Raw genomic sequence first — 21,622 nt, 5'->3', positions numbered from 1 at the left:
TGAAGATCAACCACCTGCAGTTTATGAAAGTGCCTGGTTCATGAGGCACGGAACCGTCTAGGAAACTCGGGTCTATTCAGTTTTTACTAACAGAAGCTTTAAGTATGGGTGACAAATCTGCATTGGCATTAGCATTCTTTTTGTCAAAATTTAAAAGTAAAATAAATAAAAGCGACATAATTATATTTGATGATCCGATGTCATCCTTAGATAGTCATAGAAGAAATACAACTATTTTAGAATTATCCGATCTAATGAATAGAGGGGCGCAAGTTTTTGTATTTAGCCATGATGCATATTTTTTGAGTGATATGAGGAAATATGCCTCTAATTCAGCTAATTCAAAATATTTTGAACTTGCTGTAAGTATCAATGATTTAGATCCTTATAATGTTAATAGTTCTAAGATTTTTAAAAGTAAAATAATTCATAAAAATAACTTTGATAATTATGTTAGAAATTAGTATGAGCTTGAATATAAAACTTTATATAGTTTTGTAGAAAATCCGACTGACGAGGATAGGGTGAATATTGCACGGTTGATAAGGCCAATATTAGAGGCTTATATGCGTATGCATTTGCCTAATCATTTTACAGAAGGGCACTGGCTTGGTGACATGATTAAAGCAATAAGAGATGAAACGGATGTTAATAGCATCCTGTATGATAGCACTAATTGTTTGAAGCAAATCGAACAGATTAATGAATTTTCAAAAAAATATCACCACTCAGATGGTTTTGATACAAAAGTTAGAGAGTTAAATACACAGGAGTTACACGGAGTTGCTAAAAATACATTGATGTTTATAACTGGATTGTAAGTGAAAGTTTATAGTGAGGCGTTGCCTCACTATAATATTTAAATGGTATTATTTACGACGTTGGACCACCACTTCATTAATTCTATTCTTTGTTTCAAATAAATCGAACGATTATAAGCTTTCCTGACCTCATTCTTGTCGCTATGCGCAAGTGCTGCCTCTATTACGTCAGCATTAAATCCTGCTTCATTCATGGCCGTGCTTGCAATAGAACGTAGGCCGTGAGCAACAAGTTTCCCCCCATAACCAATACGTTTTAAAGCTGCATTTGCCGTTTGGCTATTCATTGGCTTACGTGGGTCATTACGGCTGGGGAATACGTGTTGACGATTACCACTAATTGGACGCATGATTTCCAGCAACTCTAAAGCTTGTTCTGACAAAGGAACTATATGATCGCGTTTTGCCTTCATGCGTTCTGCCGGAATACACCACTGCTTATTCTCAATATCGATCTCTGCCCATGCTGTTGCTGACGCCTCCGCGGGACGTATCAGCGTCAATAATTGCCATTCAAGTAAGCAGCGGGTTGGTATCGAGAGATTACTCATGGAAATGGCACGCATGAGTTTAGGTAGTTCTTCTGGCCTGATGGTGGGCATGTGCTGTTTTTTAGGGCGTTCAAAAGCATTGCCAATACCTGATGCTGGATTGGCATCAATCAAACCTACATTGACCGCATAAATCATTATCTCGTTTATACGTTGCACCAATCGCCTAATCGTCTCTAATGCCCCACGTGCTTTGATTGGCTCTAATACTTGAATTAGTGTACGTGCTTTGAGTTCTTGGACGGGAATATTTTCGATGCTGGGTAAGATGTCTTTTTCAATAGAACGCCAAATATCTTTCGCATGGGCTGCGCTAACGTGGCTTTCTTTCAACTCGAACCATTTGCGGGCGACATTCACAAAAATACTTTCCTCCGCTATCTGGAGCTTTTCCGCCTCTTCACCAGCCCTCGCTTGAGGGTCTGTCCCTCTGACTAACATCGCTAGTTTCTCTGCGCGTACCTCTCTGGCATCCGCGAGGGATAGTGCTGGGTAAGCACCGAGGCTGATCATAGTGCGTTTGCTGCTGTTAGGAAGCTGATAGCGGAAACGCCAAATTTTCTTGCCGGTGGTTTTTACTAGCAAAAATAAACCATCACCATCATGGAGGGTAAGGTCTTTATCAATGGCTTTCGCTTTTTGTACTTCGGTGTGAGTGAGGGGCGTGTAGTCCGCGCCATGCAAGGTTCTTCCCTGTAATTGGTATACGTTTATTGGTATACATCTTACCGTATACCAATAGACGCCGGTTTCAGGCGGATATCCTCTGACTACTACAGACACAAAAAAGCCCGCAAACCTAGGTGGGGTGCGGGCTTTCCGTACTTCTCCGGACTTATCTGGTAATACCCGGATCATTATTTGGTGGAGCTGGGGGGATTTGAACCCCCGTCCGAAATTACTACGCCGTCGGCACTACATGCTTAGTCCAGTCATTACATTCGCCGGTTAGCTGCGGACGGACACGCCACTAACAAACTATCCTGATTGGGTTTAACGCTTTCACCCCAGGCAAGGTGTCCACGCGATCTCTTTTGGGTTTGACCTCTCTTGATCCCCGTCCTAAGAGCGGAGGCTAGGGAGAGAGGGAATCTTCAGTTTCTTAGGCTGATTAAGCTGCTAAAGCAGCAGATTCGTATTGCGAGTCGTTTGCAATTATTTTTTTTGCGGTTTTTTACGAGGCCTCCGCACCTCGGCATGCACCTTGGGTTTCGCGAATCCCGTCGAATCCAGAATCAGCCCCAAAGAACTTCTGTAGTATACCAGAACTATAACCTGTTAAGCCAGAGACTTAACGATTGGAGTTTTTCATAATTCTGGCTTTATCAACCTGCCATTCGCGATCTTTAATGTCATCGCGTTTGTCATGGTCTTTCTTACCTTTTGCGACGCCGATTTTAACTTTAACCCAGGCATTTTTCCAATAGACGGAAAGAGCCACTACGGTAAAACCGTCGCGATTAACTTTGCCGACCAGTGAGTCTAGCTCACGTTTATTCAGCAGTAGTTTACGGGTACGCATAGGTTCGCAAACAACGTGTGTAGACGCGACATTCAGTGGGGTAATGGTAGCCCCAAACAGGAAGGCCTCACCGTTTCTAAACGTGACGTAGCTATCACTGATGTTGGCTTTACCAGCGCGCAGAGATTTTACTTCCCAACCTTGCAGCGATAGGCCAGCTTCGAATTCTTGTTCGATAAAGTATTCGTGGCGGGCGCGCTTATTTTGCGCAATGGTTGCGGAACCGGGTTTGTATGCTTTTTTCTTTGTCATAGTGTTGATCATTATACTGTATGCGTTGACGAATGAAATCCTTTCCCGTGTGCTGCAGCCTTATTTTGTCGATTTTATTACCGTTTATGCGTCGTTGATTTTTTGTCAGTTGCCAGATAAATGGTATTATCCGTGCGTTTTATGTCTCTCAGGAAATGTTATGCCACAGATTAGTCGCTCTGCATTAGTGCCGTTCAGTGCAGAACAAATGTACCAACTGGTTAATGATGTTTGCTCTTACCCAGAATTCTTGCCTGGCTGCACGGGCAGTCGGGTGATTGACGCTTGCGATAACGAAATGACGGCGGCGGTAGATGTTGCCAAAGCGGGTATCAGCAAGACGTTTACCACGCGTAATACGCTAACGGATAACCAAAGTATCAACATGCAGTTGGTTGACGGGCCTTTCCGTAAGCTGATGGGCGGTTGGCATTTCACGCCATTAAGCCCTGATGCCTGTAAAGTGGAGTTGCATCTGGATTTTGAATTCACTAACAAGCTGATTGAATTGGCTTTTGGCAAAGTGTTTAAAGAGCTAGCGGGGAATATGGTGCAAGCATTCACCCAGCGCGCAAAAGAGGTTTACAGTGCCTGATCTTTACGTCGAGGTCGTTTATGCCTTGCCAGAGCGGCAGTATGTTCGGAAGGTGAGCCTCGCGGAAGGCAGCACGGTTGAGCAAGCGATTGAGGCTTCGGGGCTTTTGGCGTTGCGTACTGATATTGATCTGCAAAAAAACAAAGTGGGTATTTATAGTCGCCCCGTAAAATTGGGTGACAGGGTTAATGACGGCGATAGAGTCGAAATTTATCGTCCGTTAATCGCTGATCCAAAAGAGTTACGCCGAATTCGCGCTGAGAAAGCAAAAAAATAAGGCGCGTTGTGCGCCTCACTTTTTATGAGCCCTGAAGCATGACGGATAAAGCCAGTCTGATTGAAAATCAGCGCCAATGGCGTTTATCCGTTAGCGCTATATCTGAGGTGACTTCCTATCTTCGCTATATCACTAGCATGATCGACGAAAAAATTAATTTCCGGTCAGCGCTGGCTCATTTTTAATATCAGTCAGAACACCGCTGCTATTGAATGTCAGGGTCAGCGTCTGCTGTGTAGCCTTTTCATGTCCCGGCTGCTGACGGAATACGTAGAACCAGGTTTGAGTTCCAAACGGGTCCTGCAGCATTGGGGTACCTAGTGTGTATGCTACCTGTTGCTGCGTCATACCTTTATGAATTTTGGATACATCGTTAGGTGACAGGTAGTTACCCTGATTAATATCAGGCCGATAGACCACCTTTTCCAGCGTGGAACAACCCGCGGTAAGCATCATTAGCATTACAGCGGCGGCAGTCAGCATTTTACAGCGCATAGTAATCACATTCCTTTAGGGCATAGGATGACGATGATAATAGACCTTGCAGCAGTTGGAAACCTTTACAAGGCTTCAGTATGACCTCCTGAGCGCAAAAAAGTTGAGCTTTTTTATGCTGCAAGCAGCTCTTTTGCGTTTGCCAGCGTATTTTTCGTCACTTCGCTACCACCTAACAGGCGCGCTAATTCTTGCAAGCGAGCTTTTTTATCCAGCTTATGCATCTGCGTTTCGGTTTCTGCTCCATCTGTTTGTTTACTGACAAAGAAGTGTTGATGGCCACAACCTGCAACCTGCGGAAGATGGGTCACACACATGACCTGAGTGGATTCCCCCAATTGACGTAATAGTTGACCGACAATCGCCGCCGTTGGCCCGCTGATACCCACATCTACTTCATCGAAAATTAGTGCTGGTGTATCCATTTTGCGAGCAGTAATAACCTGGATAGCCAATGCGATACGTGATAGCTCGCCACCAGAGGCAACTTTAGCCAAAGGCTGTAAAGGTTGCCCTGGATTTGTGGTCACACAAAATTCGATACGGCTTGCCCCTTCTGCGCAGAGGTGTTCTGGCTCGAAATGCACACCAATGGCAAATTGGCCATGCGGCATAGAGAGTTGGTGCATGCTTTCGGTAATCAAGGTGGTCAGCTCCTCGGCATAATGTTGACGAGTTTGATGTAGCTGATTTGCCAATGCTAATGCGCGCTGATAGTGAAGATTGACCGTTTCGCTTAACTGTTCGTGATCGCTTTCTTGTTGCGAAAGGAGTTGTTGTTCATCCAGCAGCTGTTGATGAAGCTGAGGAAGTTCTTCCGGCGTAATGTGGTGCTTACGAGCCAGATTAAGCTGGCGTGATAGACGCTGTTCCAGCTCATACAGGCGATTTGGATCCATATCCAGCTTTTCACCATAATGGCGTAATTCGTCGCTAGCTTCGCTAATCTGGATCGATGCTTCTTCCAGCATATTCAACAGATTGTTGAACTGCTCATCCATGCCTGCCAGTTCGGTAATTTGCTGTTTGGCGGTATAAAGCTGGCTGAGAATATTTTGTTGTTCGTCATCAGAGAGCAACTGTAGAGCCTGCTGGCTGATAGAAATCAACTGACCGCTGTTAGCCAGGCGCTTGTATTCGGCATCGATCTGCTCATATTCGCCCTGTACCGGCGCGAAGGCATTTAGCTCTTTAAGATGATATTGAAGCAGTTGATGACGAGCATCACGCTCAAGGGATTGCTGCTGATGCAAGGCCAGCAAACGGCAGCTCTGATGCCATTGTTGGTAGGCTGTTTTCATTTCGGCTAGCAATGTCGGTTGATCGGCATAGGCATCCAGCAGCTGTTTCTGGTGATCTGATTTCAATAACAGCTGGTGAGCATGTTGGCCATGAATTTGAATCAGGAGTTGCCCCAGCTCTCTTAGTTGAGAAAGAGGAACCGCAGTGCCGTTGATAAAACCTCGTGAACGGCCATCGATCCCAATAGCGCGACGCAGCAGGCATTCATTGCTGTCATCCAATTGATGATGTTCCAGCCATGCGCGCGCAGTTGGGGTGTCCGTTAATGAGAAACGAGCGCAGATGTCGGCTCTGGAAGCGCCTAGACGCACCATGCTGCCATCTGCACGGCTACCTAGGCATAATCCTAATGCATCAATAGCAATAGATTTACCTGCGCCAGTTTCGCCAGTAATTGCGGTTAATCCGGGCTGAAAATCAATTTCTAACTCGCGCACAATAGCAAAATTACTGATGGTCAGTTGGGCCAGCATGGTAAATCTCCTGTACATAAACACATGTCTGTATTTGAATACAGTATAAACTGGTTTTATATACAGTAAAGTGGCAAAATAACTTTTTAGAATAATTTTTTTGACCAGCCCAACTTGGTGCTTAACGTATTGAAATAGCTGTAGTCCTTTGGATGAATCAAATTCAGGTGGAAATCGCTGCGCCGAATCAGGACTTCTTCACCTTCCTGAATGGGCAGGGCGATCTGGCTGTCACAGCTCACTTCCAGATCGCTGCTAATCTTGGAGAATTTCAATCGAATGGTGCTGCTGCTGTTGATCACCAATGGTCGCGCGGAAAGCGTGTGTGGGAACATGGGCACCAAAACTATGGCGTCCAGCGTCGGCGTCAATATTGGGCCGCCGGCGGAGAGTGAGTAAGCCGTAGAACCCGTCGGAGTGGCAATAATCAGACCGTCGGATCGTTGGGAAAACGCAAAGCGATCGTCGATATACACTTCGAATTCGATCATATGCGCGACTTTTCCGGGGTGTAGTACCACCTCGTTGATCGCGGTGCTCATTCTGCATTGTTGATTGGCTCGCCGAACCTGAGTTTCCAGCAAGAATCGCTGTTCGCTGAGATATTCGCCTTCCAGAACGTCAGAAAGTTGTTGTTGAGCGTTATCTGGGTCTAAATCAGTTAAGAATCCCAGATTTCCTCTGTTGACGCCAATCACTTTGATATCATATCGCGCTAAGACTCGCGCTGCGCCTAACATGTTGCCATCGCCGCCGACTACCACCGCCAGATCGGCTTTTTGACCAATTTCAGCCAGACTGCCGGTAACGGCGTCGTTTAAATTAAGGTCGCGGGCGATTTGCCGCTCAACCATAACGGCATAACCCTTGGATTTTAGCCAATGGTAAAGCATTTCGTGGGTAGCAAGTGCGGCCGGGTGACGTGGGTGACCGACAATACCAATACAGTTGAATCTTTTATTCATTGCCGTGGTTTTCCTCAGTAGAGCCTGTTTGTGCCCTACATTGTGACCGGTTCCCTTGAATCCCCGGTTTTGATCCCCATAATAAGCCAAGTAGCGAGATTAATGCTAAAACGCGGAGATATCCATGAGTAGTAAAGAACAGAAAACGCCTAACGAGCAAGTCTCGGAAGAAATGGAACAAGCAGTCGAGCAGCAAGCGGGAGCCGCACAAGAGACTAGTGACGGAGTTGATCCGCGGGTTGCAGAGCTGGAAACCCAATTGGCTGACGCCTTACGGCGTGAGCGCGAAAGCCTGTTACGCGCGAAAGCTGAAGTTGAGAATATCCGTCGCCGTACCGAATTGGATATTGAAAAAGCGCATAAATTTGCGTTAGAGAAATTTTCATCATCCTTACTACCGGTGATTGATAATCTGGAACGTGCGTTGGAATCAGCAGATCGCTCCAATACCGAATTGACATCAATGATCGAAGGTATCGAATTGACGCTGAAATCCTTACTGGATGCAGTGGGCAAATACGGTATCGAAGTAGTGGGTGAAACCAATGTGCCTTTCAACCCGGAAGTTCATCAGGCGATGACTATGCTCGAGTCTGCCGATCATGAGCCGAACCAAGTGATGATGGTGATGCAGAAGGGTTATACGCTGAATGGCCGTTTGTTGCGCCCGGCGATGGTTGCGGTTTCCAAAGCGAAAGCTTAAGGCTACCCAATCAATCAAAAGGCACCTTAACGGTGCCTTTTTTACGCGCTTAATCAGGCGGTTGGCAATTTAGGTTGCCAGTCGATAGGCGCTAAATTCTGTTTTATCAATAGTTGATTGGCCTGTGAGAAGTGTTTACAGCCAAAAAAGCCGCGATGGGCGGAGAGTGGGGAAGGATGCGGCGCTTTCAAAATATGATGGCGCTGTGGGTCGATAATCTGCCCTTTTTTCTGCGCGTGAGCACCCCAAAGTAAAAATACAATTCCTTCCCGATGCTGGTTTAACGCGGCAATCACTCGGTCTGTAAACGTTTCCCAGCCAAAATTGGCGTGTGAATGCGCTTTGCCGCCTTCGACGGTGAGAACGGTGTTTAGCAGCAATACGCCCTGTTCCGCCCAGCTTTGTAAAAAACCGTGATTGGGGCGTTCAAAGCCGGAAATATCGGTAGCCAGCTCTTTATACATATTGACCAGCGACGGCGGCGCCGGTACGCCGGGCAGCACCGAGAAGGACAAACCATGGGCCTGATTTGGGCCGTGGTAAGGATCCTGGCCGAGAATCACGACTTTTACCTGATCCAGTTCGGTTAACCGAAAGGCATTAAATACGTCTTTTTGCGGTGGATAGACGATTTTCCCCGCGTTACGTTCTGCGGCGACTTGTGCCAGCGTATTTTGGAAGTAGGGCTGTTGTTTTTCCTGACCAATTACGTCGTGCCAGGTGAGGGAGGTGGTCATGAGACTCTCCTTTGTTTTTGTTGAAAATTTATGTTGCTCAGCTTACCGGTTAGCGTTGGGCAGGGAAACTGTTAAAAGTTTTCGGTGTAGGCATCGCTTAAAATAGCGCCAATCAATGTAATTTTTGTTGAAAATTCACAAAAATAATTGTTGCGTCGGTATTTGATAAAATTGATATAAAACATAAATTTGCCCGTGACTTGGAAAGTGGTGGACTGTAAATCTTGATTTAAGTCAAAGAATGACGGTGATTTGACTGGTATATAGAACAATAAGAGAACAATGGTTTTACCAAATAACCAACGTCACTTTTCCATTCCTGGAATTTTAGCCGTATTACGGAGGCACCAAATGATTACTGGTATTCAAATTACTAAAGCTAAAAATGAAGCCTTGCTGAACTCTTTTTGGCTGTTAGACGATGAAAAAAACGAACTGCGCTGTGTATGCGCTAAAGCTAACTATGCAGAAGATCAAATCGTTCCTGCTAGCGAATTAGGTCAGATTGAATACCGCGAAGTCCCGCTGGAAGTTCAGCCTACCGTTCGTGTAGAAGGTGGTCAGCACCTGAACGTTAACGTTCTGCGCCGTGAAACTCTGGAAGATGCGGTTAAACATCCAGAAAAATACCCACAGCTGACCATTCGTGTTTCTGGCTATGCGGTACGTTTCAACGCTCTGACTCCAGAGCAGCAACGCGATGTCATTACTCGTACTTTCACTGAAAGCCTGTAATTTATTGGGTTTTTGCCGTGAGAGTTTAATAAAAAGGGAGCTTCGGCTCCCTTTTTTACTGTACGTCGTCTTTTCTAAGGTAAAGCCCGACCGGCTTCACACTTTTAGTATTCAATAAGCCATTCTTATCCTTTCTCATAAAGAACTCATCCGACCTGCCGATAGCCAAGTTACACCAGTTAGGTGTTCGCTTAATTTTGCTGCCGACAAGGAGTCGTAATGAGTATGCCACTGAGTCTTTCCGTAGCTTCGCCGTTAAATACTCTGTCTAATCCAATTATTCCTGCGAATTCAGTCAGATCGGCGAGTACTTCAACTGAGTCACCCTTTTCTACCGTTGTTACAGCTAAAAATAGGGTGTTTTCTGCTGCAACACGGGAAAGTAACGATCTCTATCAATCAATGGTTTCCGATCTTGGTTTATCCCGGAGCGAGCAGTCTACGGCGGTAAAATCTGCTGAAGTGATAGGAAAGGGCAAAGCATCTCAGCAAAGCGATTACTCGTTGGCGCTGTTGGCTAAAGATGTTTATAAGCCAACAGGTGCTAATCTGGACGGATTCCAGCGCTTAAGTGATGCAGATCTGATTAAAGTGGGTATTGATCCTGCTAGTTTGTCTGACAGCGTCTCTGGTTTTCAGGCTGGAATCTATTCGAATCAGCAGCAATATGTTCTGGCTTTTGCCGGCACCAATGATATGCGAGATTGGTTGAGTAACGTTCGACAGGCCACTGGCTATGACGATGTTCAATATAATCAGGCCGTTGCCTTAGGTAAAACCGCGAAAATGGCCTTTGGCGAAGCCTTGGTAATGACCGGCCACTCGCTGGGGGGCGGATTGGCGGCAACGGCGGCATTAGCGACGGCGACCGTTGCGGTAACTTTTAACGCGGCTGGCGTATCGGATCACACACTAAATCGTTTAGGGATCAATCCGGCTCAGGCAAAAAGTGAAGCTGAAAGTGGAGCTATTCGCCGTTATAGCGAACAATATGACATGCTCACTGACACGCAGGAATCGACGTCTATAATTCCGAATGCCATTGGCCATAAAATCACGCTGGCGAATAACGACAAGCTGAGTGGTCTGGACGATTGGTTGCCGCATAAACATCTTTCACGCAGTCTGGCTGCCCATGGAATTGATAAAGTTCTGTCTTCCATGAGCGAGCAAAAACCTTGGGAGCTGAAAAATGCCTGATAGAACACCGAGGGACAGATGCCTGCGGTATATTCGCTACGCTGTTTGCGGTGTATTGATATCGCTTATGAGTTTTGAGGGTTTGGCGATGACTGAGAGTAAAAATGTATTTAACGATCCGCAAGTAACGCCGATTGCCGAAGCTATTTTTCGTGGGGATATCGCGCAGATCCAACAGCTTGCCTCTGAAAAAATCTTGCAACAGCGGGGAGATCAGTCGATCACTTTGCTGCAATGGGCGATCCTGAATCAGCGGCCGGAAAGTCTGGCTGCGTTACTGGAACTTCATGCTGATCCGTTCCAGCCTGGTTTGCAAGGCAACAGTGCCTTACATACTGCGGCGAGCGTTAAGGATGCTCATTATTTACAAATATTGTTAGATGGCCGCTTGAAACCGAACGTACGCAATAGCATTACGTCGGCCACTCCGTTGGCCGCGGCGGTGATGGCTGGGCGAGAAGTGCAGGTGATGATGTTATTGGCTGCGGGTGCCGATCCTAACCTGCCGGATCGCTTGGGAGACACACCGCTGCATTTGGCTGGGAAAATCAATGCGCCAGAATTGGCTCTACGTTTGTTACAGGCCGGTGCTAATGCTGAGTTGCGTAATAAGCAGGGGGCTAATTTTCAGCAGTATTTTGCAATGACGCCGCTAAAGCTACAGACCAATGAAATGCAAAGGAAATACCAAGAGCTGAATGAATGGCTGCGGGCAAATAAACAGGCTGAATTGTACCTGAAACAGTCTTGAGACCGCGCCGCAGTGATAGAGTAAATACTGGTGTGTTAACATGCTGTTTTATATATAAAAATATTGATTTAGTTTGCTCGATTTTGGACGAGAAATTGGGGTTAATAAAGTTATCCTTCAGTTAGACAAAATCTGTGGATGAGAAGAAACGTTGTTTTACCCATAAAAAAGCCGCTTTAAAAAGCGGCTTTTTGCTGTCCGGTGGAATAAACCTGCGCTTTAAGCGTCGGCTTTATTCTTGGGTTTACGGCGCTTCCCGACGTTTTTAGCATCGCGGTGGCGCACTTTAACCTTGGTTTTTTCTTTGTTGGCCTCTTTCAGCTCTTTACGCTTCGCTAAAACCTTTTTCGACGGTTTGCCGGTAGATTTGGCGCTTGGCTCTTTGCTGGTTGGACGCAACTCGTCAATAACACGAGGTTTCAGTGGCTCTTTCAGATAACGGCCAATTCTGCCCAGCAATAAATGGTCATGTGCTTCAACCAAAGAAATCGCTACGCCTTTGCGACCAGCACGACCGGTACGACCAATTCGGTGCAGATAGACGTCCGCGGTAAGCGGTAAGTCAAAGTTAAATACGTGACTGATATCGTCGATATCCAGACCACGAGACGCCACGTCCGTTGCTACCAATACGTTGACTCGACCATCGCTTAAACGAATAACCGCTTCGGTACGCTTGGCCTGAACCATTTCACCTTCGAGGAACCAGGCGTTAATACCAGCTTCACGTAGCCAGCTCACCAATTGGTGCACCTTTTCACGGGTACGCACGAAGATAATGGATTTCTGCACATCCGGCTGTTTCAGCAAATGAACCAGCAGGGCAGTTTTGTGTTCAATATTGTCAGCGCGATAGTACCATTGCTGGATTTTTTTACGTTCGCGGCGAGACGGATCGGCTTCCAACTCTACTGGCTCTTCGAGAATGCGCTCGGCAAACTCGCGAATCGCTTCGCCTTCCAGCGTGGCTGAGAACAGTAACGTCTGCTTACGCCAGCGAGTTTCCGCGGCGATAGTTTCGATATCCTGCGCAAAGCCCATGTCCAGCATACGATCGGCTTCATCCAGAATCAGGGTTTCCACCGCACGGCAGTCAAAATTCTCTTCTTTGATGTACTGCAGTAAACGGCCAGTGGTCGCAACCACGATGTCCTGGTTCTCGCTGAAGACTTCAGCATGGTTCATGTAGGCCACGCCACCGGTGATGGTCGCGATGTCTAACTGAGTGTGTTTGGCCAGTTCTCGGGCCTGATCGGCAACTTGCATCGCCAGCTCACGGGTTGGCGTCAGAATCAGGATCCGCGGTGGTCCGGATTTTTTGCGTGGAAAATCCAGCAGATGCTGCAAGGCTGGCAGCAAAAAGGCGGCAGTTTTGCCCGTACCTGTGGGAGCCGAACCCAATACGTCGCGTCCGTCCATAGCTGGCGGAATAGCCGCAGCCTGAATGGCGGTAGGGCGCTCATAGCCTTTGTCGCGAAGGGCGTCAATGAGGCGTTCGTCGAGATCGAGTTCGGAAAAATTGGTTACAGTCATGGTCTTCCTCTACTTGGGGCGCCGATTATAGACGGGTTAGCCGAATTCTTCACCTGTTTAAGCGGGAATGATGTCTTTTACCTTCAATCATATTGTCCTATGCTACGCCAGTTAAAGATTCTGGTGATTAATGTGAGCGAACAATTGAAAAAAAAAACGAGTTTACGTCGCGGTGGTTTTACCTTTAAGCAGTTTTTTGTGGCTCACGATCGCTGCGCCATGAAGGTAGGCACTGACGGAGTATTACTCGGCGCATGGGTACCGTTACAACAGGCTCGGCGCGTGCTGGATATCGGCTGCGGTAGTGGGTTGATTGCTTTGATGATCGCCCAGAGATCTTCTTCGGAAGTTTTGATCGACGGCGTTGAACTGGAAAGCGAGGCGGCGGAGCAGGCTACTGAAAACGCGCAGGCTTCTCCCTGGCACGATCGTATTCGCATTTATAGTGCCGATGTAAATGAATTCGCAGAACACCATCCTCATCAATATGATTTGATCGTCAGTAATCCGCCTTATTTTGCTCCGGCGGTGGCCTGCCGTGATGAAGCGAGAAATACCGCGCGTTATACCGGTTCCCTGACTCACGACGCTTTGTTGCGTAGTGCTGAACGATTGATCACGCCGGAAGGTCGCTTCTGCGTAGTATTACCGCACAGCATTGGTGAGGATTTGGCCGGGTTGGCCGTTCAGCAAGGTTGGTTTGTGCAGCAACAGGTTGATGTGCGAGACAGACCCGGCAAGCCATTGCACCGAATGTTGCTGGTTTTATCTCGTCAGGATGGAGATACGCTACATCAGCATTTACCTTTGCGTCAGGCGGAGGATGTCTATTCACCTGAATTTTGTCGGTTAATTGGTGATTTTTATCTTAACTATTAGTTGGTTGTGCGATATTAATTGTGAAAAATAGATAAAGAAACTAAGGGCACCGAAGTGCCCTTAACCGAATGCGGAAATATCAGGGATGAAGAATGGTCGGGCGCGGGTTCTCCAGTAGTTCTGGATAATCAAGCGTATAATGCAGGCCGCGGCTTTCTTTTCTTTCCATCGCACAGCGCACGATAAGTTCGGCGACTTGTACCAAATTACGCAATTCCAGCAGGTTGTTGGATATACGGAAATTCGCGTAATACTCGTCGATTTCCTGCTGCAAAGTATTGATGCGGCGCAGGGCGCGTTCCAACCTTTTGGTCGTACGCACGATGCCGACGTAATCCCACATAAATAGCCTTAATTCATGCCAATTATGTTGTATTACTACGCGTTCATCGGAATTATCAACTCGGCTTTCATCCCACTCAGGCAGATGTTTGGCTAATTTGGCGTGGGGTAAACGCATCAAAATATCTTCAGATGCCGACCAGCCGTAAACCAGACATTCCAACAACGAGTTAGACGCCATGCGGTTTGCTCCGTGCAGCCCGGTGTAGCTCACTTCCCCAATGGCATACAGCCCGTCCAAATCGGTTCGACCATGCTGATCGACCATCACGCCGCCGCAGGTATAATGCGCTGCCGGAACGATGGGAATCGCTTCCTTGGTCAGGTCGATACCCAAAGACAGCAGTTTTTCGTAGATCATGGGGAAATGCTGCATCACGAATTCAGTTGGTTTATGGCTGATATCCAGATACATACAATCGGCACCCAGCCGCTTCATTTCATGGTCAATGGCGCGTGCGACGATATCTCGCGGCGCCAGTTCACCTCGTGCGTCAAAATCAGGCATAAAGCGTGTGCCGTCAGGGCGTTTTAGGTAGGCTCCCTCACCGCGCAGCGCTTCGGTTAACAGGAAATTGCGCGCTTGTGGGTGGAACAGGCAGGTCGGGTGAAACTGGTTAAATTCCAGATTGGCAACGCGGCAACCGGCACGCCAGGCCATAGCGATACCATCACCGGAGGAAATATCTGGATTGGTCGTATATTGATAAACCTTAGCGGCACCACCGGTAGCCAACACCACGGCTTTAGCGCGATAGGTTTCCACTTTTTCCAGCTCGCGGTTCCAGACATAGGCGCCCACAACCCGCTTGGTTCCCGGCAGGCCTATTTTATTCGATGTGATCAAGTCCACGGCATTGCGGCGCTCTTTCACTGAAATATTGGGGTGGGTGCTTGCTTTACCTACCAGGGTAGTCTCTACTTCTTTACCTGTAGCATCTGCTGTATGCAGAATGCGTCGGTGGCTGTGACCGCCTTCACGGGTTAGATGAAAACGTTCTTCACCGCTGGCGTTGGTTTCGGTATCAAAGAGTACGCCTTGATCGATCAGCCATTGCACGCAGCTGCGTGCGTTACTGGCAATAAATTCGACGGCATCTTTATCACACAGCCCGGCTCCGGCAATCAGCGTGTCATCAACATGTGAGCTGATACTGTCGGTTTCGTCAAAAACGGCTGCAATTCCGCCTTGAGCATAAAAGGTTGCGCCTTCGTTCAGCGGACCTTTGCTCAGAACGGTAACTTTACAGTGTGGTGCAAGGCGCAGCGCCAGTGACAGGCCCGCAGCGCCGCTTCCGATGATCAATACATCGCTAACATGTTCTGATGATGATGACATAACGTATGATGTGTGCAGAAGAAGGGTGATTTTCATGGTAGCCTATCTACCCGAGCAAAAGCTACGGGTATCAGATATTGAAAGGATATCGAAAGAAAAACAGGGCAATAGGGAACTTTGCTTTTTAATTAAACTCCAAGCAAGTGCTTGCTCAGGAAGGTAATGATATGACTGGCAGTACGATTTTTAGCGTGGGGATATATTTCGGGAGAGTTTGCCTCGGATGAGCGAGCAGTTAACGGACCAAATGCTGGTTGAGCGGGTCCAAAAGGGAGACCAACAATCGTTCAATTTACTGGTTATTCGCTACCAGCATAAAGTGGCGAGCCTTGTATCCCGATACGTACCTCAGGGCGATGTCCCTGATGTGGTACAAGAATCCTTCATAAAGGCTTATCGCGCATTGGAGTCATTCCGTGGCGATAGTGCTTTCTACACATGGTTGTACCGTATCGCCGTTAACACGGCAAAGAATTACTTAGTTGCTCAGGGGCGTCGTCCGCCATCCAGTGATGTTGATGCAAATGATGCTGAAAATTACGAAAATGCGGGCGCATTAAAAGAAATTTCGAACCCTGAGAACTTAATGTTGTCTGAGGAATTGAGGCAGATAGTTTTTCGTACCATAGAGTCACTCCCGGAGGATCTCCGTATGGCGATCACTTTGCGTGAGTTGGATGGTTTGAGCTATGAAGAAATAGCCGCCATTATGGATTGCCCGGTCGGTACCGTTCGTTCGCGTATCTTCCGTGCTCGCGAAGCTATCGATAACAAAGTTCAGCCGCTAATTCAGCGATAGCGGACACATAAAGGGTATTTAGGCATGCAGAAAGAAAAGCTTTCCGCTCTGATGGATGGTGAAACTCTTGATAGCGAACTGATGAGTTCTTTATCAAAAGATAACGAACTGCAACAAAGCTGGCAGAGTTATCACTTAATCCGTGACACCCTGCGCGGTGACGTTGGTGAAGTCATACATCTGGATATTGCTAGCCGTGTGGCTGCTGCACTGAAAGATGAACCAGTCCGCTTCGCCCCAGTTGCCGTGCCTGAATCTCAACCTCAGCCGCATCTCTGGCAGAAAATGCCGTTCTGGAACAAGGTGCGCCCTTGGGCTAGTCAAATCACCCAAGTTGGCATGGCTGCCTGCGTTTCTCTGGCTGTGATTGTAGGTGTGCAACAATACAACCAGCCGGCAACAGAAACTATGCAGTCTGAATCGCCGGCCTTTAATACCTTGCCAATGATGGGTAAAGCATCGCCAGTCAGTTTTGGTGTGCCGGTTGATGGAACTTTTGGCAACAGCCAGCAAAAGCAGGTTCAGGAACAGCGTCGCCGTGTCGATATGCTGAGCCAGGATTTTGAATTGCAGCGCCGTCTGCCGCAGGATCCGCTACAGCAAGAACAGTCTGTATCGCCACAAGCCGCTATTCAGGTGCCTGGAACTCAGTCCTTAGGAATGCAACAGCAGTAATGAAGCAACTTTGGTTATCCGTCTGTTTACTTACGGGCGGCCTGTTCGTGCCAATAATCGCCTCTGCTCAAAATGAACCAGAGGCGTTGTTGCAAGAAATGGGCAGTGCCAGTCAGTCACTCAACTATGAGCTCGGCTATATTAATGTCAATAACCAAGGGATTGATTCTCTTCGTTATCGCCATGCTATATCTGAAGGCAAAGCGTTAGCTCAGCTATTACGAATGGATGGGCCTCGCACCGAGGTTCTTCAACGTGGTAATGAAATTAGCTATTTCGAACCTGGCTTCGACCCTTTTACGCTGGCCGGTGAGCATATTGTCGATGCTTTACCTTCCATCGTGTTTTCTGATTTCAAAAATCTAGCCAAATATTACGACTATATTGCCGTGGGGCGAGCGCGCATAGCCGATCGTCCCTGCCAGGTTATTCGCGTTGTAGCCAAAGATGGCACGCGCTATAGCTATATTATCTGGCTAGACGAAGCGACAAAATTACCGATGCGCATCGATCTCTTGGATCGCGATGGAGAAACGCTGGAGCAATTCAGAGTGGTATCCATGGGCGTAGGTACGCCGATTCAAACAGTTCTGCAAGGGATGAAAGCTCTTGAGCTACCGCCGTTGCTCGCTTTACCAGCGAAACAAAAAGTAGATTTCGTTTGGGCGCCAGCCTGGCTGCCTGCGGGAATGGTCGAAGTTTCTCGTAGCCGTCGAATTCTACCGAATCTGGATACACCAACGGAAACTCGGTTGTATACCGACGGATTATTCAGTTTTACGGTGAACGTAAACCCGGCGGATAAGAATGCTGTGACCGGGCAATCTTTGCGTCAGGGACGCCGTACCGTCGAAAGCGAAGTACGCAATGGCGCTGAAATTACCGTTGTAGGTGAGATTCCTCCGGCTACGGCGAAACGTATTGCCGGCAGCGTTGTGTTAAAGGCTAAGAAATAATGATGAAGGAATGGGCCACGGTGATTTCGTGGCAACAGGGTATCGCGTTGCTGCGCTGTGAGCCTCATGCCGGCTGTGGTAATTGTCATGCCCGCGGCGGCTGTGGCAGCGATCTGTTGAATAAACTTGGCCCCGAATCTCAACATCAGCTTCAAGTCGCTATCGATCAACCGCTTGAACCGGGTCAACGTGTTGAAGTGGGAATCAGCGAAGGCAGCTTGCTACGTTCGGCGATGTTAGTCTACCTGACGCCGCTTTTTGGGCTGATTGCCGGCGGTGCACTATTTCAGACTATCTTTGTGACCGAGGCAATGACTGCGGTTGGTGCGGTATCAGGCGGAATAGCCGGTTTTTTACTTGCTCGCAGGCTGGCGGCTAAGGTTGAAGATCGGGCTGATTATCAACCGATTGTATTACAAATAGGTTTACCGCCGACGGCGCTGAGAATCCAGCAAGATTGATTTGAAATTAGTGATTTATCGGGCTGTGATAGGCTGGTATGCGGTTTTGAATCATATGCTGAATTAAGGTAATAAACAGATCTGCGCTGATTAATTCCGCATAATTTATCGAAAATAAAACACTCCCTTCATCATCAAGCAAGCGTATCGCTTCATTATCGCTCTTACTCCCAGTTTCGATTCTCCGTATATTCTCGATATTAATGGCACGCTGTTGCGTGGTTAAAGTGCGTGCATTCAGCCTAATGGCATGGGGAATAACCTCAACCAAGTCATGATCAATAAATTGATTAAACCAGGACGGTTTTTTGTTAACCACATCAAAGTTGATTATTTCTCCCTGAAAAAGACGGGTAAGACAGGCGTCGCCAGCATGGTTAACCTGTTGATAAACGATATTTCGCATCAAAGGGTTAGCTCCCATGATATTAGAAACGATAATATTCCATTGCTGGTGGTGTGAGGCGCGAAAGGCCATTGCGTTTATCTTTCCCCTTGGATTAATCCCTAGGTGGAAATGGTAAATATGCGTAATTTTATCAAAAGGAATGAAATAAACTTTTTCGCTATGATGATTAAATACCCGAACGCCATTTTCATATAAGAAATAGGTAAAGTCCGGTGTGATATATAACCGGGAATAAAGCAGGGCGCTCAGGGATAATGCTGCCAGCAGAATGCACAACACCAATAATATTGAAGGCGTAGAAAATACGTTGGTTGCCGTTGCCAATGTGATAATCACCAGCGTAATTACTATAATAAAGGCGACGGATGCCAGCGTCAGTTTTGAGTTTTTCTGACTAAACTCATGGCGGCTGAGAATTGGGCCTTCATCGATCATCAGACCTCCTTAATGGCGATAAAACGGTTTCACCATTTAGGTTATTCCACGGTGATTTTTATATTCTAGGTGAGGCGAATATTGACGATATGAGGTTTTTCCTAAAGTGAATGGGTATTTCTGAAAAGACATCAGCTACTTCAATGAGAAAATAATTATCGGCTTAAGAGGAAAGCTAAGAAGAGAATGAGGTAGGTTTCTTCGCGCATATTTCCAAAATCCACCCAATAACCACTTAATTAAAATGGATTTAAAATCTGATATAAATCAGCAATATAAAAATACGGAGTGTTAAGCCTTAATGCGACTCGGCTTTAAGCCGAGCGACTCGCGGTTCCGATATTAATATCAATGCCAATGATGGGCCGCTATTGCCCTCGGTGACTGCCCTGACAGATGGGCATGATTTTATCTGAAAGCAAGGATAATAGTAAGGATTGGCATGAGGATGACTAGGTTTTCATTGTCTTGACATGTAGAATACCGCGACTTAGGCGAAAGACAGCCAACCTAACAACTTACAATACTGACTGTCGCTTTATGTCCATGCGTGTGTCCATAGGCGAATGATTCAGAAATACCAAGGCAGAAAAACTTTTATAATGAAGCATATACGAAATTTCTCCATTATTGCCCATATTGACCACGGTAAGTCGACGCTGTCTGACCGTATTATCCAGATTTGTGGCGGTTTAAGTGAGCGCGAAATGGCCGCGCAGGTTCTGGATTCTATGGATCTGGAGCGTGAGCGCGGAATTACCATCAAGGCACAAAGCGTGACCTTGGATTATCGTGCTCAGGACGGTCAAACTTATCAGCTCAACTTTATCGATACTCCCGGTCACGTAGACTTCTCTTATGAAGTTTCCCGCTCGCTGGCGGCCTGTGAAGGCGCACTGCTGGTGGTTGATGCTGGGCAGGGCGTTGAAGCCCAGACATTAGCCAACTGCTATACCGCGATGGAAATGGATCTGGAAGTGGTTCCGGTTTTGAACAAAATCGACCTGCCAGCCGCCGATCCTGAACGCGTAGCGGAAGAAATTGAAGATATCGTCGGTATCGATGCCGCTGACGCCGTGCGCTGCTCGGCGAAAACCGGTGTTGGTGTACCTGATGTGCTTGAGCGTCTGGTACGTGATATTCCGCCGCCAGAGGGCGATCCGGAAGCTCCGTTACAGGCGCTGATCATCGATTCATGGTTCGATAACTATCTGGGCGTTGTTTCTTTGATCCGTATTAAAAACGGTACCTTGCGCAAAGGCGACAAGATCAAAGTCATGAGCACTGGCCAGACCTATAACGCTGACCGCTTAGGTATCTTCACGCCAAAACGTATCGACCGCGAAGTGTTGAACTGTGGCGAAGTCGGCTGGTTGGTCTGTGCAATTAAAGACATTCTTGGCGCGCCAGTCGGCGATACGCTGACGCTGGCTCGTCAACCGGCGGACAAATCCCTGCCGGGCTTTAAGAAAGTGAAACCGCAGGTTTATGCCGGTTTGTTCCCAATCAGCTCTGATGATTACGAAAGTTTCCGTGATGCGCTGGGTAAACTGAGCCTGAACGACGCCTCTTTGTTCTATGAACCAGAAAGTTCTACTGCGCTGGGTTTTGGTTTCCGCTGTGGTTTCCTTGGCTTGCTGCATATGGAAATCATTCAGGAACGTCTGGAACGTGAATACGATCTGGAACTGATTACCACTGCGCCAACTGTAGTGTATGAAGTGATTACCACCAGTCAGGAAACCGTTTATGTTGATAGCCCGTCTAAGCTGCCGGCGCTGAACAACATTGAAGAGCTGCGCGAGCCTATCGCAGAGTGTCATATGCTGTTGCCGCAAGAGTATCTGGGTAACGTTATTACACTGTGTATCGAGAAGCGTGGCGTACAGACCAACATGGTTTACCACGGTAACCAAGTGGCGCTGACCTACGAAATCCCGATGGCAGAAGTGGTGCTGGACTTCTTTGACCGCCTGAAATCAACGTCACGCGGCTATGCGTCGCTGGACTATAACTTCAAGCGTTTCCAAACCTCTGACATGGTTCGTGTTGACGTTTTGATCAACAACGAACGCGTTGATGCGTTGGCTCTGATTACTCACCGTGACAACGCTCAGTATCGCGGTCGCGATTTGGTCGAGAAGATGAAAGAACTGATTCCGCGCCAGCAATTCGATATTGCAATTCAGGCGGCTATCGGCAACCACATCATTGCGCGTTCAACCGTGAAGCAGCTGCGTAAAAACGTATTGGCGAAGTGTTACGGCGGTGACGTTAGCCGTAAGAAAAAGCTGTTGCAGAAGCAGAAAGACGGTAAAAAACGTATGAAGCAGGTGGGTAACGTTGAGTTGCCACAAGAGGCTTTCCTAGCCATTCTGCACGTTGGCAAAGACGGCAAATAAGTTGTAAGGAGTT

At 47.4% G+C, this 21,622-nt stretch carries 22 protein-coding genes, 1 other RNA gene and 1 pseudogene; 14 read left to right on the top strand and 10 right to left on the bottom strand.

Annotated elements, in window-relative coordinates; all coding sequences use genetic code 11:
• Positions 1–74 precede the first annotated feature (74 nt).
• Positions 75–464 (top strand): AAA family ATPase, encoded by a 390-nt coding sequence (locus tag AD970_RS18520; RefSeq protein WP_157045574.1) that lies wholly within the window; start codon positions 75–77, stop codon positions 462–464.
• 60 nt (positions 465–524) lie between these two features.
• Complete coding sequence (locus AD970_RS18515) at positions 525–821, top strand: hypothetical protein (protein WP_157045573.1); 297 nt, start codon at positions 525–527, stop codon at positions 819–821.
• A gap of 38 nt (positions 822–859) precedes the next feature.
• On the opposite strand, the pseudogene AD970_RS17220 reads toward AD970_RS18515, so the two are convergent.
• The 3 genes and pseudogenes from AD970_RS17220 to smpB all read right to left on the bottom strand — a co-directional run bounded on the left by AD970_RS17220 (position 860) and on the right by smpB (position 3,146).
• Positions 860–2,052, bottom strand: a pseudogene (locus AD970_RS17220) (integrase domain-containing protein).
• Positions 2,053–2,234: 182 nt separating this feature from the next.
• Positions 2,235–2,615, bottom strand: a transfer-messenger RNA (tmRNA) gene (ssrA, locus tag AD970_RS19065).
• 48 nt (positions 2,616–2,663) lie between these two features.
• Positions 2,664–3,146: an SsrA-binding protein SmpB gene (gene smpB, locus AD970_RS17215; RefSeq protein ID WP_049601902.1), complete on the bottom strand. Its 483-nt coding sequence runs from the start codon at positions 3,144–3,146 to the stop codon at positions 2,664–2,666.
• Positions 3,147–3,306: 160 nt separating this feature from the next.
• On the opposite strand from smpB, the gene AD970_RS17210 reads away from it, so the two are divergent.
• Complete coding sequence (locus tag AD970_RS17210; protein WP_049601885.1) at positions 3,307–3,741, top strand: type II toxin-antitoxin system RatA family toxin; 435 nt, start codon at positions 3,307–3,309, stop codon at positions 3,739–3,741.
• A complete protein-coding gene (locus tag AD970_RS17205; protein WP_049601881.1) occupies positions 3,734–4,018 on the top strand; it encodes an RnfH family protein in 285 nt (94 codons plus the stop codon). The genes AD970_RS17210 and AD970_RS17205 overlap by 8 nt, the downstream gene beginning before the upstream one ends.
• A 153-nt stretch (positions 4,019–4,171) precedes the next feature.
• Here the strand turns inward: AD970_RS17205 and bamE are convergent, their stop codons facing one another.
• The 3 genes from bamE to nadK all read right to left on the bottom strand — a co-directional run bounded on the left by bamE (position 4,172) and on the right by nadK (position 7,253).
• Entirely contained in the window at positions 4,172–4,513 is a 342-nt protein-coding gene (gene bamE, locus AD970_RS17200) for an outer membrane protein assembly factor BamE (RefSeq protein ID WP_049601879.1), read from the bottom strand.
• Between the two features lie 113 nt (positions 4,514–4,626).
• Positions 4,627–6,288, bottom strand: a complete 1,662-nt coding sequence (recN, locus tag AD970_RS17195) for a DNA repair protein RecN (protein WP_049601876.1) — start codon at positions 6,286–6,288, stop codon at positions 4,627–4,629.
• Between the two features lie 86 nt (positions 6,289–6,374).
• Positions 6,375–7,253: an NAD(+) kinase gene (gene nadK, locus AD970_RS17190; protein WP_049601873.1), complete on the bottom strand. Its 879-nt coding sequence runs from the start codon at positions 7,251–7,253 to the stop codon at positions 6,375–6,377.
• Between the two features lie 124 nt (positions 7,254–7,377).
• On the opposite strand from nadK, the gene grpE reads away from it, so the two are divergent.
• Positions 7,378–7,956 (top strand): nucleotide exchange factor GrpE, encoded by a 579-nt coding sequence (grpE, locus tag AD970_RS17185; RefSeq protein WP_049601871.1) that lies wholly within the window; start codon positions 7,378–7,380, stop codon positions 7,954–7,956.
• A 53-nt stretch (positions 7,957–8,009) separates the two neighbouring features.
• On the opposite strand, the gene ung is transcribed toward grpE, so the two are convergent.
• Positions 8,010–8,693 (bottom strand): uracil-DNA glycosylase, encoded by a 684-nt coding sequence (ung, locus tag AD970_RS17180; RefSeq protein ID WP_049601868.1) that lies wholly within the window; start codon positions 8,691–8,693, stop codon positions 8,010–8,012.
• 351 nt (positions 8,694–9,044) lie between these two features.
• Here ung and grcA point away from each other — a divergent pair, with 351 nt between their 5' ends.
• From grcA to AD970_RS17165, 3 genes are all read left to right on the top strand, one after another.
• On the top strand, positions 9,045–9,428 hold the full coding sequence (grcA, locus tag AD970_RS17175) for an autonomous glycyl radical cofactor GrcA (RefSeq protein WP_049601867.1): 384 nt from the start codon (positions 9,045–9,047) through the stop codon (positions 9,426–9,428).
• 219 nt (positions 9,429–9,647) lie between these two features.
• Positions 9,648–10,628: a DUF2974 domain-containing protein gene (locus AD970_RS17170; RefSeq protein ID WP_049601864.1), complete on the top strand. Its 981-nt coding sequence runs from the start codon at positions 9,648–9,650 to the stop codon at positions 10,626–10,628.
• 88 nt (positions 10,629–10,716) lie between these two features.
• Positions 10,717–11,379 (top strand): ankyrin repeat domain-containing protein, encoded by a 663-nt coding sequence (locus tag AD970_RS17165; RefSeq protein WP_049601900.1) that lies wholly within the window; start codon positions 10,717–10,719, stop codon positions 11,377–11,379.
• 219 nt (positions 11,380–11,598) lie between these two features.
• Here the strand turns inward: AD970_RS17165 and srmB are convergent, their stop codons facing one another.
• Positions 11,599–12,912: an ATP-dependent RNA helicase SrmB gene (srmB, locus tag AD970_RS17160; RefSeq protein ID WP_049601861.1), complete on the bottom strand. Its 1,314-nt coding sequence runs from the start codon at positions 12,910–12,912 to the stop codon at positions 11,599–11,601.
• Positions 12,913–13,044: 132 nt separating this feature from the next.
• Between srmB and trmN the strand changes: the two genes are divergently transcribed.
• On the top strand, positions 13,045–13,791 hold the full coding sequence (gene trmN, locus AD970_RS17155) for a tRNA(1)(Val) (adenine(37)-N(6))-methyltransferase TrmN (protein ID WP_049601896.1): 747 nt from the start codon (positions 13,045–13,047) through the stop codon (positions 13,789–13,791).
• Between the two features lie 79 nt (positions 13,792–13,870).
• On the opposite strand, the gene nadB is transcribed toward trmN, so the two are convergent.
• The gene (gene nadB, locus AD970_RS17150; RefSeq protein WP_209429088.1) at positions 13,871–15,472 is read right to left on the bottom strand and encodes an L-aspartate oxidase; all 1,602 of its coding nucleotides are present in this window, start codon (positions 15,470–15,472) and stop codon (positions 13,871–13,873) included.
• A gap of 223 nt (positions 15,473–15,695) precedes the next feature.
• Here nadB and rpoE point away from each other — a divergent pair, with 223 nt between their 5' ends.
• Genes rpoE through rseC form a run of 4 tightly spaced genes read left to right on the top strand, consistent with a single transcriptional unit; the run spans position 15,696 to position 18,363 of the window.
• Positions 15,696–16,271 (top strand): RNA polymerase sigma factor RpoE, encoded by a 576-nt coding sequence (gene rpoE, locus AD970_RS17145; RefSeq protein WP_004718098.1) that lies wholly within the window; start codon positions 15,696–15,698, stop codon positions 16,269–16,271.
• 24 nt (positions 16,272–16,295) lie between these two features.
• Positions 16,296–16,946 carry an anti-sigma-E factor RseA gene (gene rseA, locus AD970_RS17140; RefSeq protein WP_049601855.1) on the top strand — a complete coding sequence of 217 codons (651 nt, stop codon included), beginning with the start codon at positions 16,296–16,298 and terminating at the stop codon, positions 16,944–16,946.
• Complete coding sequence (rseB, locus tag AD970_RS17135; RefSeq protein ID WP_049601852.1) at positions 16,946–17,902, top strand: sigma-E factor regulatory protein RseB; 957 nt, start codon at positions 16,946–16,948, stop codon at positions 17,900–17,902. Before rseA ends, rseB begins: the two co-directional genes overlap by 1 nt.
• Positions 17,902–18,363, top strand: coding sequence for a SoxR-reducing system protein RseC (gene rseC, locus AD970_RS17130; protein ID WP_049601849.1), 462 nt, complete (start codon positions 17,902–17,904; stop codon positions 18,361–18,363). The genes rseB and rseC overlap by 1 nt, the downstream gene beginning before the upstream one ends.
• Before the next feature lie 7 nt (positions 18,364–18,370).
• Here the strand turns inward: rseC and AD970_RS17125 are convergent, their stop codons facing one another.
• Positions 18,371–19,207, bottom strand: coding sequence for a hypothetical protein (locus AD970_RS17125; RefSeq protein WP_049601847.1), 837 nt, complete (start codon positions 19,205–19,207; stop codon positions 18,371–18,373).
• A gap of 602 nt (positions 19,208–19,809) precedes the next feature.
• Between AD970_RS17125 and lepA the strand changes: the two genes are divergently transcribed.
• Positions 19,810–21,609 (top strand): translation elongation factor 4, encoded by a 1,800-nt coding sequence (lepA, locus tag AD970_RS17120; RefSeq protein WP_049601844.1) that lies wholly within the window; start codon positions 19,810–19,812, stop codon positions 21,607–21,609.
• Positions 21,610–21,622: the final 13 nt, after the last annotated feature.

This window comes from Yersinia nurmii (genome assembly GCF_001112925.1).
GTDB lineage: Bacteria > Pseudomonadota > Gammaproteobacteria > Enterobacterales > Enterobacteriaceae > Yersinia > Yersinia nurmii.
This window is presented reverse-complemented; position numbering and strand designations above follow the sequence as displayed.

Excerpts from the sequence above, each read along its gene's own strand:
- smpB (WP_049601902.1), bottom strand. The coding sequence starts at position 3,146 with ATGACAAAGAAAAAAGCATACAAACCCGGTTCCGCAACCATTGCGCAA.
- AD970_RS17210 (WP_049601885.1), top strand. The coding sequence starts at position 3,307 with ATGCCACAGATTAGTCGCTCTGCATTAGTGCCGTTCAGTGCAGAACAA.
- bamE (WP_049601879.1), bottom strand. The coding sequence starts at position 4,513 with ATGCGCTGTAAAATGCTGACTGCCGCCGCTGTAATGCTAATGATGCTT.
- recN (WP_049601876.1), bottom strand. The coding sequence starts at position 6,288 with ATGCTGGCCCAACTGACCATCAGTAATTTTGCTATTGTGCGCGAGTTA.
- nadK (WP_049601873.1), bottom strand. The coding sequence starts at position 7,253 with ATGAATAAAAGATTCAACTGTATTGGTATTGTCGGTCACCCACGTCAC.
- grpE (WP_049601871.1), top strand. The coding sequence starts at position 7,378 with ATGAGTAGTAAAGAACAGAAAACGCCTAACGAGCAAGTCTCGGAAGAA.
- ung (WP_049601868.1), bottom strand. The coding sequence starts at position 8,693 with ATGACCACCTCCCTCACCTGGCACGACGTAATTGGTCAGGAAAAACAA.
- grcA (WP_049601867.1), top strand. The coding sequence starts at position 9,045 with ATGATTACTGGTATTCAAATTACTAAAGCTAAAAATGAAGCCTTGCTG.
- AD970_RS17170 (WP_049601864.1), top strand. The coding sequence starts at position 9,648 with ATGAGTATGCCACTGAGTCTTTCCGTAGCTTCGCCGTTAAATACTCTG.
- AD970_RS17165 (WP_049601900.1), top strand. The coding sequence starts at position 10,717 with ATGACTGAGAGTAAAAATGTATTTAACGATCCGCAAGTAACGCCGATT.
- srmB (WP_049601861.1), bottom strand. The coding sequence starts at position 12,912 with ATGACTGTAACCAATTTTTCCGAACTCGATCTCGACGAACGCCTCATT.
- nadB (WP_209429088.1), bottom strand. The coding sequence starts at position 15,472 with ATGTCATCATCATCAGAACATGTTAGCGATGTATTGATCATCGGAAGC.
- rpoE (WP_004718098.1), top strand. The coding sequence starts at position 15,696 with ATGAGCGAGCAGTTAACGGACCAAATGCTGGTTGAGCGGGTCCAAAAG.
- rseA (WP_049601855.1), top strand. The coding sequence starts at position 16,296 with ATGCAGAAAGAAAAGCTTTCCGCTCTGATGGATGGTGAAACTCTTGAT.
- rseB (WP_049601852.1), top strand. The coding sequence starts at position 16,946 with ATGAAGCAACTTTGGTTATCCGTCTGTTTACTTACGGGCGGCCTGTTC.
- rseC (WP_049601849.1), top strand. The coding sequence starts at position 17,902 with ATGATGAAGGAATGGGCCACGGTGATTTCGTGGCAACAGGGTATCGCG.
- AD970_RS17125 (WP_049601847.1), bottom strand. The coding sequence starts at position 19,207 with ATGATCGATGAAGGCCCAATTCTCAGCCGCCATGAGTTTAGTCAGAAA.
- lepA (WP_049601844.1), top strand. The coding sequence starts at position 19,810 with ATGAAGCATATACGAAATTTCTCCATTATTGCCCATATTGACCACGGT.